This window comes from Dactylosporangium salmoneum (genome assembly GCF_039532525.1).
Lineage (GTDB): Bacteria > Actinomycetota > Actinomycetes > Mycobacteriales > Micromonosporaceae > Dactylosporangium > Dactylosporangium salmoneum.
The window spans coordinates 93,656-107,398 of record NZ_BAAARV010000016.1 but is presented as its reverse complement, the minus strand read 5'-3'; the positions used below and the strand labels follow the sequence as shown (position 1 = coordinate 107,398).

At 75.7% G+C, this 13,743-nt stretch carries 15 protein-coding genes; 6 read left to right on the top strand and 9 right to left on the bottom strand.

The annotated features are described in order from the left end of the window. Nucleotide 1: 1 nt before the first annotated feature. Both ABD352_RS08255 and ABD352_RS08250 read right to left on the bottom strand, forming a co-directional pair. Nucleotides 2–799, bottom strand: coding sequence for an alpha/beta fold hydrolase (locus tag ABD352_RS08255; protein ID WP_344611635.1), 798 nt, complete (start codon nt 797–799; stop codon nt 2–4). Between the two features lie 87 nt (nt 800–886). Next, complete coding sequence (locus ABD352_RS08250) at nt 887–1,537, bottom strand: pentapeptide repeat-containing protein (protein WP_344611634.1); 651 nt, start codon at nt 1,535–1,537, stop codon at nt 887–889. Nucleotides 1,538–1,600: 63 nt separating this feature from the next. Between ABD352_RS08250 and ABD352_RS08245 the strand changes: the two genes are divergently transcribed. After that, entirely contained in the window at nt 1,601–2,431 is an 831-nt protein-coding gene (locus tag ABD352_RS08245) for a patatin-like phospholipase family protein (RefSeq protein WP_344611633.1), read from the top strand. 212 nt (nt 2,432–2,643) lie between these two features. On the opposite strand, the gene ABD352_RS08240 is transcribed toward ABD352_RS08245, so the two are convergent. Both ABD352_RS08240 and ABD352_RS08235 read right to left on the bottom strand, forming a co-directional pair. Further along, nucleotides 2,644–3,588, bottom strand: coding sequence for an ROK family protein (locus ABD352_RS08240; protein WP_344611632.1), 945 nt, complete (start codon nt 3,586–3,588; stop codon nt 2,644–2,646). 267 nt (nt 3,589–3,855) lie between these two features. Continuing rightward, nucleotides 3,856–4,533, bottom strand: coding sequence for an N-acetylmannosamine-6-phosphate 2-epimerase (locus tag ABD352_RS08235; RefSeq protein ID WP_344611631.1), 678 nt, complete (start codon nt 4,531–4,533; stop codon nt 3,856–3,858). A gap of 68 nt (nt 4,534–4,601) precedes the next feature. On the opposite strand from ABD352_RS08235, the gene ABD352_RS08230 reads away from it, so the two are divergent. Further along, the gene (locus tag ABD352_RS08230; RefSeq protein WP_344611630.1) at nt 4,602–5,312 is read left to right on the top strand and encodes a GntR family transcriptional regulator; all 711 of its coding nucleotides are present in this window, start codon (nt 4,602–4,604) and stop codon (nt 5,310–5,312) included. Here the strand turns inward: ABD352_RS08230 and ABD352_RS08225 are convergent. The 4 genes from ABD352_RS08225 to ABD352_RS08210 form a co-directional block, all read right to left on the bottom strand. Beyond that, entirely contained in the window at nt 5,309–5,794 is a 486-nt protein-coding gene (locus tag ABD352_RS08225; RefSeq protein ID WP_344611629.1) for a TetR/AcrR family transcriptional regulator, read from the bottom strand. The two genes, ABD352_RS08230 and ABD352_RS08225, sit on opposite strands and share 4 nt — an antisense overlap. A 31-nt stretch (nt 5,795–5,825) precedes the next feature. Then, nucleotides 5,826–6,440: a TetR/AcrR family transcriptional regulator gene (locus ABD352_RS08220; RefSeq protein WP_344611628.1), complete on the bottom strand. Its 615-nt coding sequence runs from the start codon at nt 6,438–6,440 to the stop codon at nt 5,826–5,828. A gap of 18 nt (nt 6,441–6,458) precedes the next feature. Next, on the bottom strand, nt 6,459–7,643 hold the full coding sequence (locus ABD352_RS08215; protein WP_344611627.1) for an FAD-dependent oxidoreductase: 1,185 nt from the start codon (nt 7,641–7,643) through the stop codon (nt 6,459–6,461). A gap of 126 nt (nt 7,644–7,769) precedes the next feature. Beyond that, entirely contained in the window at nt 7,770–8,534 is a 765-nt protein-coding gene (locus ABD352_RS08210) for an IclR family transcriptional regulator (RefSeq protein ID WP_344611626.1), read from the bottom strand. Nucleotides 8,535–8,658: 124 nt separating this feature from the next. On the opposite strand from ABD352_RS08210, the gene ABD352_RS08205 reads away from it, so the two are divergent. From ABD352_RS08205 to ABD352_RS08195, 3 genes are all read left to right on the top strand, one after another. Then, nucleotides 8,659–9,048, top strand: coding sequence for a hypothetical protein (locus tag ABD352_RS08205; protein WP_344611625.1), 390 nt, complete (start codon nt 8,659–8,661; stop codon nt 9,046–9,048). Between the two features lie 81 nt (nt 9,049–9,129). Further along, on the top strand, nt 9,130–10,323 hold the full coding sequence (locus ABD352_RS08200; RefSeq protein WP_344611624.1) for a glycoside hydrolase family 27 protein: 1,194 nt from the start codon (nt 9,130–9,132) through the stop codon (nt 10,321–10,323). A 45-nt stretch (nt 10,324–10,368) separates the two neighbouring features. Next, on the top strand, nt 10,369–10,785 hold the full coding sequence (locus ABD352_RS08195) for a DNA-binding protein (RefSeq protein WP_344611623.1): 417 nt from the start codon (nt 10,369–10,371) through the stop codon (nt 10,783–10,785). On the opposite strand, the gene ABD352_RS08190 is transcribed toward ABD352_RS08195, so the two are convergent. Further along, entirely contained in the window at nt 10,746–12,779 is a 2,034-nt protein-coding gene (locus tag ABD352_RS08190) for a beta-galactosidase (protein ID WP_344611622.1), read from the bottom strand. The two genes, ABD352_RS08195 and ABD352_RS08190, sit on opposite strands and share 40 nt — an antisense overlap. Nucleotides 12,780–12,879: 100 nt before the next feature. Between ABD352_RS08190 and ABD352_RS08185 the strand changes: the two genes are divergently transcribed. Beyond that, nucleotides 12,880–13,557: a FadR/GntR family transcriptional regulator gene (locus ABD352_RS08185; protein ID WP_344611621.1), complete on the top strand. Its 678-nt coding sequence runs from the start codon at nt 12,880–12,882 to the stop codon at nt 13,555–13,557. The last annotated feature ends 186 nt before the right edge of the window (nt 13,558–13,743 follow it).

The window sequence follows — 13,743 nt, the reverse complement described above, 5'->3', positions numbered from 1 at the left end:
GTCAGTCCCGCACGAAGGCGGCGATCGCCTCGTAGGTCTCGTCGGGGGCGCTCAGGTGGGGGCAGTGGCCGGTCGCCTTCAGCACCACCAGTTCGCTGCCGGGGATGTGGGCGCGGACGTACTCCCCGACCTCGCGCGGCGCGATGAGGTCGTCCGAGCACTGCAGGATCAGCGTCGGCACCGGCACCCGGCCCAGGTCGGCCCGGTTGTCGGAGAGGAAGCTCACCGTGGCGAACTGCCGGGCCATCGCCGGGTCGGTGCGGCAGAAGCTGTTGCTCAGCTCCTCGGCCAGCTCCGGCCGCTCGGTGTTGCCCATGATCACCGGGGCTATCGCGCTGGACCAGCCGAAGTAGTTGCTGTCCAGCGAGTCGAGCAGCTCGTCGATCTCGGTGGCGCTGAACCCGCCGTAGTAGTCGCCGTCGTCGATGTACTTCGGGGACGGCCCCACCAGGACCAGCCGCCCGAACCGGTCCGGCTCCTTGATCGCGGCGACGGCGCCGATCATCGCCGACACCGAGTGCCCGACGAAGACGACGTCGCGCAGGCCGAGCTCGGCGAGCAGCTCGAGCACGTCGTCGGCGTAGCCGTCCAGCGAGCCGTACCGCTCGGGCGAGTAGGCGGACAGGTCGGAGCCGCCCGCGCCCACGTAGTCGAAGAGCACCACCCGGTGGTCGTCGGCGAAGCGGGGGGCGACGAACCGCCACATGTTCTGGTCGCAGCCGAACCCGTGTGCGAAGACCATGGCGGGGGCGTCCTGCGGGCCGAGCAGCCGCACGTTGTTACGCTCCACAACGCTCACGGGCTGTGACGCTACCCGGGCTCGCCGTGCTGAGTAAAGTACGCGGCGGCCTGAAGCCGGTGGGGATCGGCGTCCCCGCGTCCCGGCTCAGCGCGGGTGCAGGTGGCCCTCGCAGCTGCCGTCGGTCGACTTCGCGCCGTCCGGGCAGACCACGTTCACCCACGTGGTGCCGCCCAGGTCGGCGCCGTCCAGGCGGGCGCCGCGCAGGTTGGAGTCGGTGAGCGTGGCGCCGGTCAGGTCGGCCCCGCGGGCGTCGGCGCCCTGCAGGTCGGTCCGCACGAAGGCGACCGCGCGCAGGTCGGTGTCGCGCAGCTGGGCCTGGGTCAGCCCGACGTCGGTCAGCGTGCTGTCGCGCAGGTCGGCGCCGCCGAGGTCGGCCCGGTTCAGCTTCACGCCGGTGAACTCGGCAGACCGGGCCACCGCCCGGCTCAGATCGGCGCCGGTCAGGTCCACGTCCGTCATCGCGCCGTCGCGCAGCGTCGCCCGGTGCAGGTTGGCCCCGCTCAGGTTGGCCTGGCCGATCGGACCGTCCACTGTGGACCCTTCGAGGTTCGCGCAGCGCAACGGCTTGCCGTCGAGGTCGATCGCGGTGATCGTCTGCCCGCCGAGGTCGACCGCCCGGTTGTCGGCGCAGCGCCGCCCGTGGTCGGCGCCGTGCCCGTGCCCGAGCACCAGCGCCCCGGCGACCAGGGCGACCGCCATGAGGGTGAACGCGCCGACGGTGCGCCGGGCCGGCATGCCTCCATGGTCGCCGGCGAAGGCGTGTCCGCCGGATGAGCCGCCGGGTGTTACCTTGCGGTAATGACGAGAGCGCTGGTGCTCGGCGGCGGCGGGATGACCGGCATCGCCTGGGAGTTCGGGATCCTCGAGGGCCTGCGCCGGGCCGGCGTCGCCCTGGCCGACGCGGACCTGATCATCGGTACGTCGGCCGGCTCCGTCGTCGGCGCCGTGCTCGCCGCCGGCGTCGACCTGGCCGCCGCGGTCGAGCACCAGCGCGCGGCGGTGGACGGCGCCGCCCCGGCCGTCGACGTGACCCCGGCGCTGGCCGCGTTCGCGCTGCTGGCCGACCGCTCGCGCCCCCGCGCCGAGGCGATGGCCGAGGTGGGCCGGATGGCCCTGGCCGCGCCGACCGGCGACGAGGCGGCCCACGTCGCCCGGCTGCGCGCCCAGCTGCCGGTGGCCGAGTGGCCCGGCCGCGACCTGCGCATCACCGCCGTGGACACCGCGGACGGCGAGCCGGCCGTCTTCGACCGGGCCGGCGGGGTGCCGCTGCCGCTCGCCGTGGCCGCCAGCTGCGCCGTGCCGTGCGTGTTCCCGCCGGTGACGATCGGCGACCGGCGGTACATGGACGGCGGCGTGCGCTCGGGCACCAACGCCGACCTGGCCGCCGGGGCCGCCGCGATGATCGTGATCGCCCCGATGGGCGCGCTGCTGGCCCCCGTCATCCGGCGCGAGATCGCCGCCGCCGGCGCGCACCGCAGCCTGGTCGTGGAGCCCGACGAGCAGGCGGTCGAGGCGATCGGCCCCAACGTGCTCGACCCCTCCCGGCGGGCCGCGGCGGTCGACGCGGGCCTGCGCCAGGGCGCGGCGCTGGCCGCCGCCGCGCGGGAGGTGTGGGCCGCTACGGGGTGAGCCGTCCCGCCGTTCTGCCGGGCTCGCGGGCCGGCAGCGCGGCGCTGGCGCCGCCGCGCGGGACGTGCGGGCCGCTACGGGGTGAGCCGCGGGGCGCCGCCGTGCGGGACGTGTGCGTCGGTGCGGGGTGAGCCGCGGGGCGCCGCCGTGCGGGACGTGTGCGTCGGTGCGGGGTGAGCCGCGGGGCGCCGCCGCGCGGGAGATGCCGGCCCTCACGGGATGAACCGCACCGCCGATCTGCCCAGCTCGTGGGCGAGGAGTGCGGCGCCGGTGAGGACGGCGGCGGGGCCGAAGGTCGTGATGCGCAGCGGGACCTCCGCCGGGCCGGGCAGGGCGGCGCGGCGCAGGGTGGCGGCCACCGCCTGCACGAAGCCGTCGCCCAGGCCCAGCACGCCGCCGCCGAGGACCACGACGTCGGGGTCGAGGAGGTTGGCCGCGGTGGCCAGGCCGGCGCCCAGGACGTGGGCGGCCTCGGCGATCGCCGCCTCCGCCTCCGGTGCGCCGCCGCGGGCCGCCTCCGCCACGGTCTCCAGCGGCGGTACCACGGCCAGCCCCGCCCGCGCCGCATAGGCCGCGGCGATGGCGGGCCCGGCGGCGTAGGACTCGACGTGGTCGAGGGCGCCGCAGCCGCAGGGCCGGCCGGCGGTGACGGGGGAGGGCAGGTGCCCGACGCTGCCGGCGAACCCGGTCCGGCCGGACAGCAGCATGCCGTCGGCGACCACGGCGCCGCCGATGCCGGTGCCGGCCGCGACGACCAGCGCGGTGCGGGCGCCCGCGGCGGCGCCGAGGCGGGACTCGGCCACGGCCATGGCCTGCACGTCGTTGCGGACCACCACGGGCAGGCCGAGCGCGGCGGCCAGGGCGCCGCGCACGTCGGTGCCCGTCCACCCGGGCAGCGAGGTGGTGGCGTGGGAGATGCGGCCGTCCTCGCCGACGGTGCCGGCGGTGCCCACGCCGCAGGCGAGCGGGGCCGCGCCGGCGTCGGCGGCCTCGCGGGCGGTGGCGCGGGCGAGGGTGATGGCGGCGCGCAGGACCGCGTCCGGCCCCTCGGTGGCGGGGGTGGCCACGCGCCGCACCCGCCCCGCGGTCCCGTCGGGGCCGACCAGCGCGGCCGCGATCTTCGTCCCGCCGATGTCGATGCCGATGGTGGCGGTCATCGAGCCACCGCGGCGAGGTGCGTGCCGGGAGCGCCCGCGCCGGGGACGCCCGCGCCGGGGACGCCCGCGCCGGAAGCGCCCGCGGCAGGAGCGCCCGCGGCAGGAGCGCCCGCGGCAGGAGCGCCCGCGGCAGGAGCGCCCGCGGCAGCGACGGTGGCGGCGGGCCGAAGGGTGAGTGCGCGGCGGGGCGAGGACGCCAGGCCGCCGGGCGGCGCGGAGGTCATCAAAGGGTCCCGGTGGGCGTCGGGGCGGCGGTGGGTCCGGAGGTCATCGGGTGGTTCCGGTGGGGGTCGCGGCGGCCAGGCGGCGGGTCAGGGCCAGCGGGTCGGTGATGGCGGTGCCGACGACGACCGCGTAGGCGCCCGCGGCGAAGGCGGCCGACACGTGCTCGGCTGTGGCCAGGCGGCCCTCCGCGACCGTGCGCACCCCGGCCGCCGCCAGCCGGGCCACCAGGGCCAGGTCGGGGTCCGTCCGTTGGGGGCTGTCCGCCGTGTACCCGGACAGCGTGCTCGCCACCAGGTCCGCGCCCGCCGCCCAGGCCGCCTCGCCCTGCTCCAGGGTCGCGACGTCGGCCATCACCGGGCGGTCCAGCTCGGCGCGCACCCGGCCGGCGAACTCGGCGACCGGGACGTCGGCGCGGCCGGTGGCCTCCAGGGCGATGATGTCGGCGCCGGCCTCGGCCAGGGCCTCCGCCAGGGCCCAGGTGGGGGTGATGAGGTAGCGGTCGTCGGCGCGGACCTTGTGCAGCCCGATCACCGGCAGCGACACCGCGGCCTTCACCGCGCGCACGTCGTCGGGGTGGTTGACCCGGACGGCCGCGGCGCCGCCCAGCTCCGCGCAGGCGGCCAGCCGCGCGATGGCGTCGGGGGAGCGCAGCGGGTGGCCCTCGGGGGCCTGGCAGGACACCACGAGCCCGCCGGCCAGCTTGGTCAGGACCGGTCTCATCGCGACCCTCCATCCGATATTGGTCTAGACCACGAAAGCGTAGCAGGCCGCTGTACCATCGCGGTGGTATGGACCAGACGACCAAGCACGGCATCCTGCACGAGCACCTGCGCCGGCTCATCGAGCGGGAGCTGGCGCCGCACGCGCGCCTGCCCGCCGAGCGGGAGCTGGCCGAGCAGTTCGGCGTGAGCCGGATGACCGTGCGGCAGGCCCTGGAGCGGCTGGAGCGGGAGCGGCGGGTGTACCGGGTGCGCGGCGCCGGCACGTTCGTGGCCCGGCCGGCGATCACCAAGGGGATCGAGCTCACCTCGTTCAGCGAGGACATGCGCGGGCGCGGGCTGCGGGCCGGCTCGGTGCTGCGGTCGGCCGGGATCACCGCGGCGGGGGCCGAGGTCGGCTTCGCGCTCGGGCTGAGCCCGGCCGAGGAGGTGGTGCACGTCTCGCGGGTGCGCACCGCGGACGGGGTGCCCATGTGCGTCGAGGACTCGTGGCTGCCCGCGGCCGCGGTCCCGGGGCTGCTGGACGGGGCGTTGGACGGTTCCCTCTACGAGACGCTGCTCGTGCGGTACCGCATCAGCCTCCGCCGCGCCGAGCAGACCATCCGCGCCACCGTGCTGGACCGCGACACCGCCGCGCTGCTGGAGGTGCCCGCGTTCGGCCCGGCCCTGGTGGTCGAGCGGACGGCGTTCGACCAGCGCGACCGGCCGGTGGAGCGGGCCGTGTCGACCTACCGCGCGGACCGCTACGCCTTCGAGCTCGAGGTGACCCGGCCCGGCTAGCGGTCCAGCAGCGCGCCGACCATCTCGCGCAGGGGGCCGGTCAGGTTCTCCTCGCCGGCCGACTGCAGCGGCTCGAGGGCCCCGGAGGCGCGCAGCAGCACGATGCCCAGCGCCGCGGCCAGCACCACCTGGGCCCGCAGCAGGGTGTCGTCGTCGCCGGGGCGCCAGCCGGCCGCCGCGGCCAGGCGCTCGGCCGAGGTGCGCAGCACACCCCGGCGGATCTCCTCGGCGCGCTCGTCGCCGGAGGAGCGCAGCAGCAGCATGAGCTGGCCCGTGGGGCCCTGCGGGCCGACGGCGGCGACCTGGGCGGCGATGACCGCCGGCACGCGATCCAGCGGGACGTCGCCCGTCTCGCGGCGGATCTCGTCGACCGCCGCGGTCAGGCAGGCCTCGGGGTCTGCGCGGGCGTCGCCGCCCTGGCCGTGGTGGCCGCCCTCGCCCTGCCGGGCGCCCGGCGCCGCCACGACGAGGCGGTCGCGCACGGCGTGACCGACCTGCCGGAGCAGGAGCGGGTCAGCTCCTGAGGCCGGCCATGACCGACACGCCGAACGCCGTCAGGTCCTCGACCAGCGGCTCCGGCGGGTCGGTCATGCCGTGCCAGACCCAGTCGATGACGACCTCGCTCACCCCCGCGATCAGCGCCAGGAACACCCGCTCGTAGCGCGCCGGATCGCGGGGGACGGGCAGCACCGGCCGGGCCAGGGCGCCGAGGAACCGCGCGTCCCGGCGCAGCACGCCCCGCCGGTGCAGCTCCATCCGCGGGGCGTTGATGTAGATGACCCGGGCCCGCTGCGGGTGCTCGGCGAGCTGCCGGACCAGGGCGGCGAGCATCGGGCGCAGCAGCTCCTCGACGCCGGCGGGCTGGCGGGGCACGGCTGCGGCCACCCCGGCCAGCAGCCACTCGTTGAGCTCGTGGTGCACCGCCAGCAGCAGGGCCGCGCGGTCGGTGAAGTCGTCGTAGAAGTGCCGCTTGGCGACCCTCGCCCGGGCGCACACGTCGGCCACGGTGACCTCGTCGAAGCTGCGGTCGGCGAAGAGCTGCACCGCCGCGGCCACGAGCCGCTCCCGGCGGCCGGCCGCGCGCTCCTGGCGCGTCTGCCCGCCGTACGTCTCACCGCGCACCGCCATGCGGTGAGAGGGTAGTGCCTATCGCCCCGCTGCGGCGTAGGCGGCGAACCGGTCGATGAGGCTCTGCGGGGCGTCGTCGCGGAAGCAGATCTCCAGGTTCTCCGCGGCCTCGGCCGCCGACGCCGCGGCCCGGGCAAACATCGCCTCCTCGTACGAGCCCAGGGCGCCCTCGACGTCGCCCGGCCACTCGGCGAGCGCCTTGCCCAGCAGCGCCCCGTCGTGCAGCGCGAGGTTGGCCCCCTCGCCCGCGAACGGGGACATGACGTGGGCCGCGTCCCCGACCAGGGTCACGCCGGGCACCCGGTCCCAGCGCAGCCCGACCGGCAGCGCGTGGATGGCCCGCGGCACCAGCGGCCCGTCGGCCTCCTCGATGAGGGCGACCAGCTCGGGGGCCCAGCCCTGGAACTGCTCCACGAGCCTGCTCCTGGCTTCCGCGGTACCGCCGGAGCCCGGATCGGGGCGAGAGCCCGCCGGCCCGGACCAGACCCCGCCGAAGCCCGCCTCGGCGATCCAGTCCTCGTCCACCCGCAGGGCCGCGTAGACGTGCAGGCTCCCGTCGGTCTCCCGGTGCGCGAGGAACCCCTTGCCCGCCCCGAGCGCGAACAGCATCCCGCCGCCCACCACCTGCGCCGCCCCGGGGTGGCGCCGGTCCGCGTCGAACAGGTCGATCTCGAAGAACGTGATCCCGGCGTACTTCGGCTTCGCGTCGCTGACCAGCGGCCGCACCCGCGACCAGGCCCCGTCGGCCCCGACGAGCAGCCCCGCGGTCGTGCTGGAGCCGTCGGCGAAGCGCACCTCGTGCCGCCCGCCGCCGAGCGGCTCGACGCCCGCCACCTTGCGTCCCCACCGGATCGTGCCCTCGGGCAGCGACTCGACGAGGATGCGCCGCAGGTCCCCGCGGTCCACCTCGGGCCGCCCGCGCCCGCCCTCGTCCTCCTCGTCGACCCGCACGTTGCCGTGCCGGTCGAGGATGCGCATGGCCTCCCCGCCGGGGTGCACGATCCCGCGGAACTGCTCGAACAGCCCGGCCTCGCGCAGCGCGACCTGCCCGCTGTCGTCGTGGATGTCGAGCATGCCGCCCTGGCCGCGGGCACGGCCGGAGTCGTCCAGCTCGTACACGGCCGCCTCGATGCCGTGGATGTGCAGCACCCGCGCCAGCGTGAGCCCGCCGAGCCCACCCCCGACGATCACGATGTCCTCCACCTGTGTCCCCTCTCTCCGTTGCCGAACACGATCGTAACGAACATGTTCGTCAACGGCCACCCGTGTCTTCCTCAGGATGGCCCTCGGCCGGGTGCGGTATGGGCGAAAGGCCGGGTTCCCAGGTGGTCAGGCGGCGGCGCGGCGCAGCAGCGTGCGGGAGATGCCGTGGGCGGCCGTGACCACCGCGGGGACCAGGGCGGCGGGCTGCATGCCGTCGAAGGGGACGATCACCGACAGGGCGGCGACCACCCGGCCCTCGAGGTCGCGCACCGGGGCGGCCACCGACACCGCGTCCATCTGCACCTGGCGGTCGCTGACCGCGTGGCCGGCCCGGCGGACCTTGTCCAGGGTGGCCCGCAGCCGCGCCGGGTCGGCGATGGTGAGCGGGGTGAACGCGACGAGGGGGCGGGCGACGTACTCCTCCAGCACCCCGGCCGGCGCGTGCGCGAGCAGCACCAGCCCGACGCCGGTGGCGTGGGCCGGCAGGCGGCCGCCGACCCGGGAGCGCACGCCCAGCGCGTGGCGGCCGGAGATCCGTTCCACGTAGACGACGTCGACGCCGTCGAGCACGGCGAGCTGGACGTGCTGGTGGGTGGCCTCGTAGAGGTCCTCGAGGTACGGCATCGCGGCCTCGCGCAGCCCCAGCCCCCGCGGCGCGAGCGCGGCGACCTCCCACAGCCGCAGGCCGATCTGGTAGCGGCCGTCGGCGGCGCGCTCCAGGGCGCCCCAGGCGGCCAGCTCGCCGACCAGGCGGTGCGCGGTGGCCAGCGGCATGCCGGCCCGGCGGCTGATCTGCGAGAGGCTCAGCCGGCGGTGCTCCCCGTTGAACGCGTCGAGGACGCTGAGCACGCGGCTGGTGACGGTACGGGCGGCAGCACTGGCGGTGGTCATCGACGTCCCCCCGGCCTCTCGCGAAACGGTATGGCGTCCCCGCCGGGTGCGTCAAGGATCCATGGACGCGCGGCGATGGCCGTGGCGGCGCCGGGAATCTTCCGCCAGATGGAAGACTGTCGCTATGAGCGCGCCCCACCAGCCGAACCTCGCCTGCATCGCCGACCTGCGCGCGCTGTACGAGTCCGACCCGCGCGAGCTGGCCGTCGTCGTGCTGTGGCTGGGCTGCGGGGCGACCCTGCACGAGCAGCGGCCGCTGCTGCAGGTGGACCAGGTGTTCCGCCAGATCGCCCAGGGCATCCCGGAGCTGCAGCGGGTCTCGCTGCTGCAGGCCTCGCCGCACGCGGCGCCGGTGCGCGAGATCGTCTACGAGGCGGTGCAGGTGCTGGAGCACAACCGGCTGGTGCTGTGGCGCTACCTCGGCGCCGACTACGTGCGCGAGGAGATCACGCTGACCCGCCTGGGCCGGGCCGCGCTGCTCAGCGGGGACATCCCGCGGTACCTCACCCGCTGATCCCGGCCGGGCGAGGCCCGTCCAGGGCACTGGCAGCCGAACGGCAGAAGACTGCCAGGGCCGGCGGCTAGCCTTCCGGTCATGCGGGTTCCCCGGACGGCGTGGGTGGCCGTGCTCCTGGTCCTCGCCGCGCTGGCACTGCTCCGGGCGTCCGGGGACCCGCTGCCGCGGCTCGGCAACGGCCTGGCCCGCACGCCGCCGATGGGCTGGAACGACTACAACGCCTACGGCCTGGACGTCACCGAGGACCTGATCCGCGCGACGGCGGACCGGATGGTCGCGACCGGGCTGCGCGACGCCGGGTACGTCTACGTCACCATCGACGACGCCTGGATGGCCCCGGCCCGCGACTCCCGCGGCGACCTGCGGGCCGACCCCGTCCGGTTCCCGCACGGCATCGCGGCGCTCGCCGATTACGTGCACGCCCGCGGGCTGAAGCTCGGCATCTACGAGGACGCGGGCGTGCGGACGTGCGGGGGCCTCCCCGGCAGTCTCGGGCACGAGCGGCAGGACGCGGCGGCGTTCGCGGCCTGGGGCGTGGACTACGTGAAGTACGACAACTGCTACGCGGGACCCGGGTGCGGCCAGACGTCGTGCGAGGGCGGCGACGAGGCGTCGGCCCGGGAGCGCTACGCCGCCATGCGCGACGCGCTCGCCGCGACCGGGCGGCCGATCGTGTTCAGCCTGTGCTCCTGGGGCGCCGACCGGGTGTGGGCGTGGGGCGCCGGCTACGGCAACCTGTGGCGCACCACGCCCGACATCGCGCCGACGTTCGCGAGCCTCCTCGCCGTCTTCCACGCCACCGTCGGGCTGTCCGGCTACGCCGGGCCCGGCGGCTGGAACGACCCCGACATGCTCGAGGTCGGCAACGGGATGAGCGCCACCGAGGACCGGGCCGAGCTCAGCCTGTGGGCGGCGATGGCGGCGCCGCTCATCGCCGGCGCCGACCTCACCGCCGCCGCCCCGCAGACCCTCGCCGACCTGGCCAACCGGGACGTCATCGCGGTCGACCAGGACCCGCTCGGCCGCCCGGCCCGGCTGGTGTCCTCCTCCGGCGGGCTCGACGTGCTGACCCGGCCCCTCGCCGGCGGCGACACCGCCGTGGTGCTGTTCAACGAGACCGGCGCCGCGGCCACCATCGGCTGGGACCCCGGCCCCGGGCGGTACACCGTGCGCGATCTCTGGACCGGCACCACGAGCGGCAGCACCGGACGGATCGGCGCGACGGTGCCCGCGCACGGGGCCGTCATGTTCCGCGTGGTCCGGCGAGTTTGAACAATCTGTTGAAAACGGATCGTTTAGCTGGCATGCTCCGAAGGTATGACGGAGATGCTGACCTTCCCCGACCCCGAGGCGCGGCGCGCGGAGCGGGTGTACACCGCGCTGGCCCACCTCACCGAGCGCCACGCCGGATCGCCCGAGCTGCGCTCGCGGCACACCCACGCGGACGTCGCCGCCCCGCACGAGGTGGTCCGCGTCGCGGCGGCGATGGCCGCCGGGTCGATCCCGCCGGCCCCGGGCGAACCCCCGCTGGACAAGTCCGACCTGGTCGCGGCGCTGACCCTGCTGCCCGAGGTGCGGGCGGAAGTGGACGCCACGGAGCTCTACCTGCTCAGAACCGCCCGCGCCCGGGCGATGACCTGGCAGGACATCGCGCTGAGCCTCGGCCTGGGCACCCCGCAGGCGGCCCGGCAGCGCTACGAGCGGCTGGAGGGCCGAAGCGACCCGGCGACGTGATCGGTCGCGGCCCCGGTCGAGGCCGTGCGGATCACGGCGACGCCGCGCGGCGGCAGCGTCACCGTCGACAGTGGACGGCCGTCGGCGGACAGGAGGTCCGCTCCGGGCTCGGGCAGTGCCACCGTGGCCGGCTCGGCGCCGTGGTTGAGCAGGAACAGGTATCGGCGAGCGTCGCCGCGGCGCTCGACCGCCTGCACGGCCGCGGGCAGGTCCGGCAGCACCGGGGTCACGCCGGCCTCGGACAGGGCGCGGCCGAGCAGCGCGCGCATGATGGACGGGCGGGTCGCGAGGTACCAGGCCACGCCGGCGCCGAACTCGTGGCGCGTGACGGCGGGGCGGCCGGCCAGCTCGCCGTCGCGGAACGCCGCCACGGTCGCGGCCCCCTCGGGCACGACCCACTCCGACCAGACCGTGCCGTGGCCGCCGTCGATGGCGACGGTGGCATCCGGGGCGAGCGGGTGGAACTCGTCGACGCTCAGGCCGAGGACGCGGCGCAGCGGCGCCGGGTACCCGCCGAGGTGCACGCGGTCGGCCTCGTCGACGATGCCCGAGAAGAACGAGACCACCAGGTGCCCGCCCAGCTCGACGTAGGTCGTCAGGCGCTGCGCGGTGGCGGCGCTCATGAGGTACGCGTTCGGGACGACGACCAGCCGGTAGGGGCTCAGGTCGGCGCCGGGCGGGACCACGTCGACGCTCACGTGCGCGTCGAACAGCGGGTCGTAGTGCACGCGGTGGGCCTGCAGCAGGTCGAGCACGGCCGGGTGGGCGTCGGACTCCAGCGCCCACCAGTTGTCCCAGTCGTGCACCACGGCGACGTCGGCGGCGACCCGGGTGCCGGCCACCTCGGCCAGCCGGCCCACCTCGCGGCCCAGCTCGCGCACGGCGCGGTAGCCGCGGCTGTCCGGGCCGGCGTGCGGGACCATCGCGGAGTGGAACTTCTCCGCGCCGCCCGCGGACTGCCGCCACTGGAAGAACAGCGCGGCGTCGGCGCCCTGGGCGATCGCCTGCCAGGTCCACAGCCGCAGCACCCCGGCCGGCTTGGCCGCGTTGCGCTCCCGCCAGTTGACCGCCCCCGGCGCCTGCTCCATGAGCAGCCAGGGCTGCCCGCCGCGGGCGGCGCGGACCAGGTCGTAGCCGAAGGCCGCCTCGACGTGGGCCCGCGGGTCGTACGGGTCGGGGTAGCTGTCGAGGCTCACCACGTCCTGCTCGCGGGCCCAGCGGTAGGAGTCGATGGGCTTGTGCACCAGGCCGATGAAGTTCGTGGTGACGGGCACGTGCGGGGTGTGCCGCCGCACGATGTCGCGCTCCATCGTGTAGCAGGCCAGGATCGCCTCGTTGCTGAAGCGCGCGAAGTCCAGCTTCTGGGCCGGGTTGGCGAACGTCGGGGCGGTGCGCGGCGGCAGGATCTCGGACCACTCGCCGTACCGCTGCGACCAGAACGTCGTCGACCAGGCTTCGTTCAGCGCGTCCAGGTCGCCGTAGCGCCCGCGCAGCCAGCGCCGGAAGTCCTCGGCCGACACGTCGCAGAAGCACTGCCGGACGTGGCAGCCGTACTCGTTGCCGATGTGCCACAGCCGCAGCGTGGGGTGCGCGGCGTACCGCCCGGCGACGCGCTCGACGAGCCGGGCCGCGTGCTCGCGGTAGACGGGGCTGGAGGGGCAGTACTGCTGCCGGCCGCCGGGCCACAGCCGCGTCCCGTCGGCCCGCTGGGGCAACGTCTCCGGGTGCCGGGCGGCCAGCCACGGCGGCGGCGAGGCGGTCATCGTGGCCAGGCTGACCCCGATCCCGGCGCCCGCGAGCTTGTCGAGCACGCGGTCGAGCCAGCCGAAGTCGTACTGCCCGGGGCGCGGCTCCACCGCGGCCCACGCGAAGATCCCGACCGACACGAGCGTGACCCCGGCGTCGTTCATGAGCCGCACGTCGTCGTCCCATACCGGTTCGGGCCATTGCTCCGGGTTGTAGTCCCCGCCGAACATGAGCCCAGGCATCGTCATCGGTGAGCCTCTCGGGAAGTGGTAGGACGTAGGACGTCCTCTGTCCTCGGACCTTAGGAGGCTGCGCCGACGGGCGTCAAGGTCTGGGAGGGGTTGGTCGATGGCCAAGCGCGCGGGAACTTCGGTGCAGGACCGGATCGTCGAGCTGATCCACGACCGGGAGCTGCCGCCGGGCGCGCCGATGCCGACCGAGCCGCAGCTCATGGACCTGCTGGGGGCCAGCCGCAACAGCGTGCGGGAGGCCATCCGGGCGCTGCAGGCCCTCGGGATCGTCGAGATCCGCCACGGGTACGGCACCTTCGTCGGCCGCGCGTCCCTGGATGTGCTCACCCCGTCGCTGACCTTCCGGGTGCGCTCCGGCCCGGGCGGCGGGATCCGCGCGCTGCAGGACCTCGTCGAGGTGCGCGAGCTGCTGGAGGTGGGGCTCGTCGGCGACGTGGTCGGCACGGTGAGCGAGGCGCGGTTCGCCGCCCTGGACGCGCTCGTCAACGGCATGGCGCACGACGCCGGGGCGGACCGGGCCTTCCACGCGCTGCTCTACGAGAGCTGCGGCAACGAGCTGGTGCTGCAGCTCATCGGGCTGTTCTGGGACGTGTACCACTCCTGCGACGACGAGCTGGCCCCGCCCGACGGCGCCGAGCAGACCGTGGCCAACCACCGGCGCATCGTCGACGCGCTGCGGGCCGGCGACCGGGAGGCGGCCCGGGAGGCGATGCGGCTGCACTTCCACGACGTGAAGCAGCGGGTGGCGCAGGCCCGGGCCGCGATGGCCGCCTGACTGACGGCCTTTGCCCCGCTGCGAACCGCGAGGTTCGCATGTATCACCTGTCGGTGCCTGTCGGGGTATAAATCCGACATGTCGTGGCGCGTAGCGTCCGACATGTCGCGAAAGCCTGTTTCTCAGTTCTTCTCTTGTAGGCGCGCCAGGCGGGCGCAGCGCCCGGCATGTCGCGAAAGCCTGTTT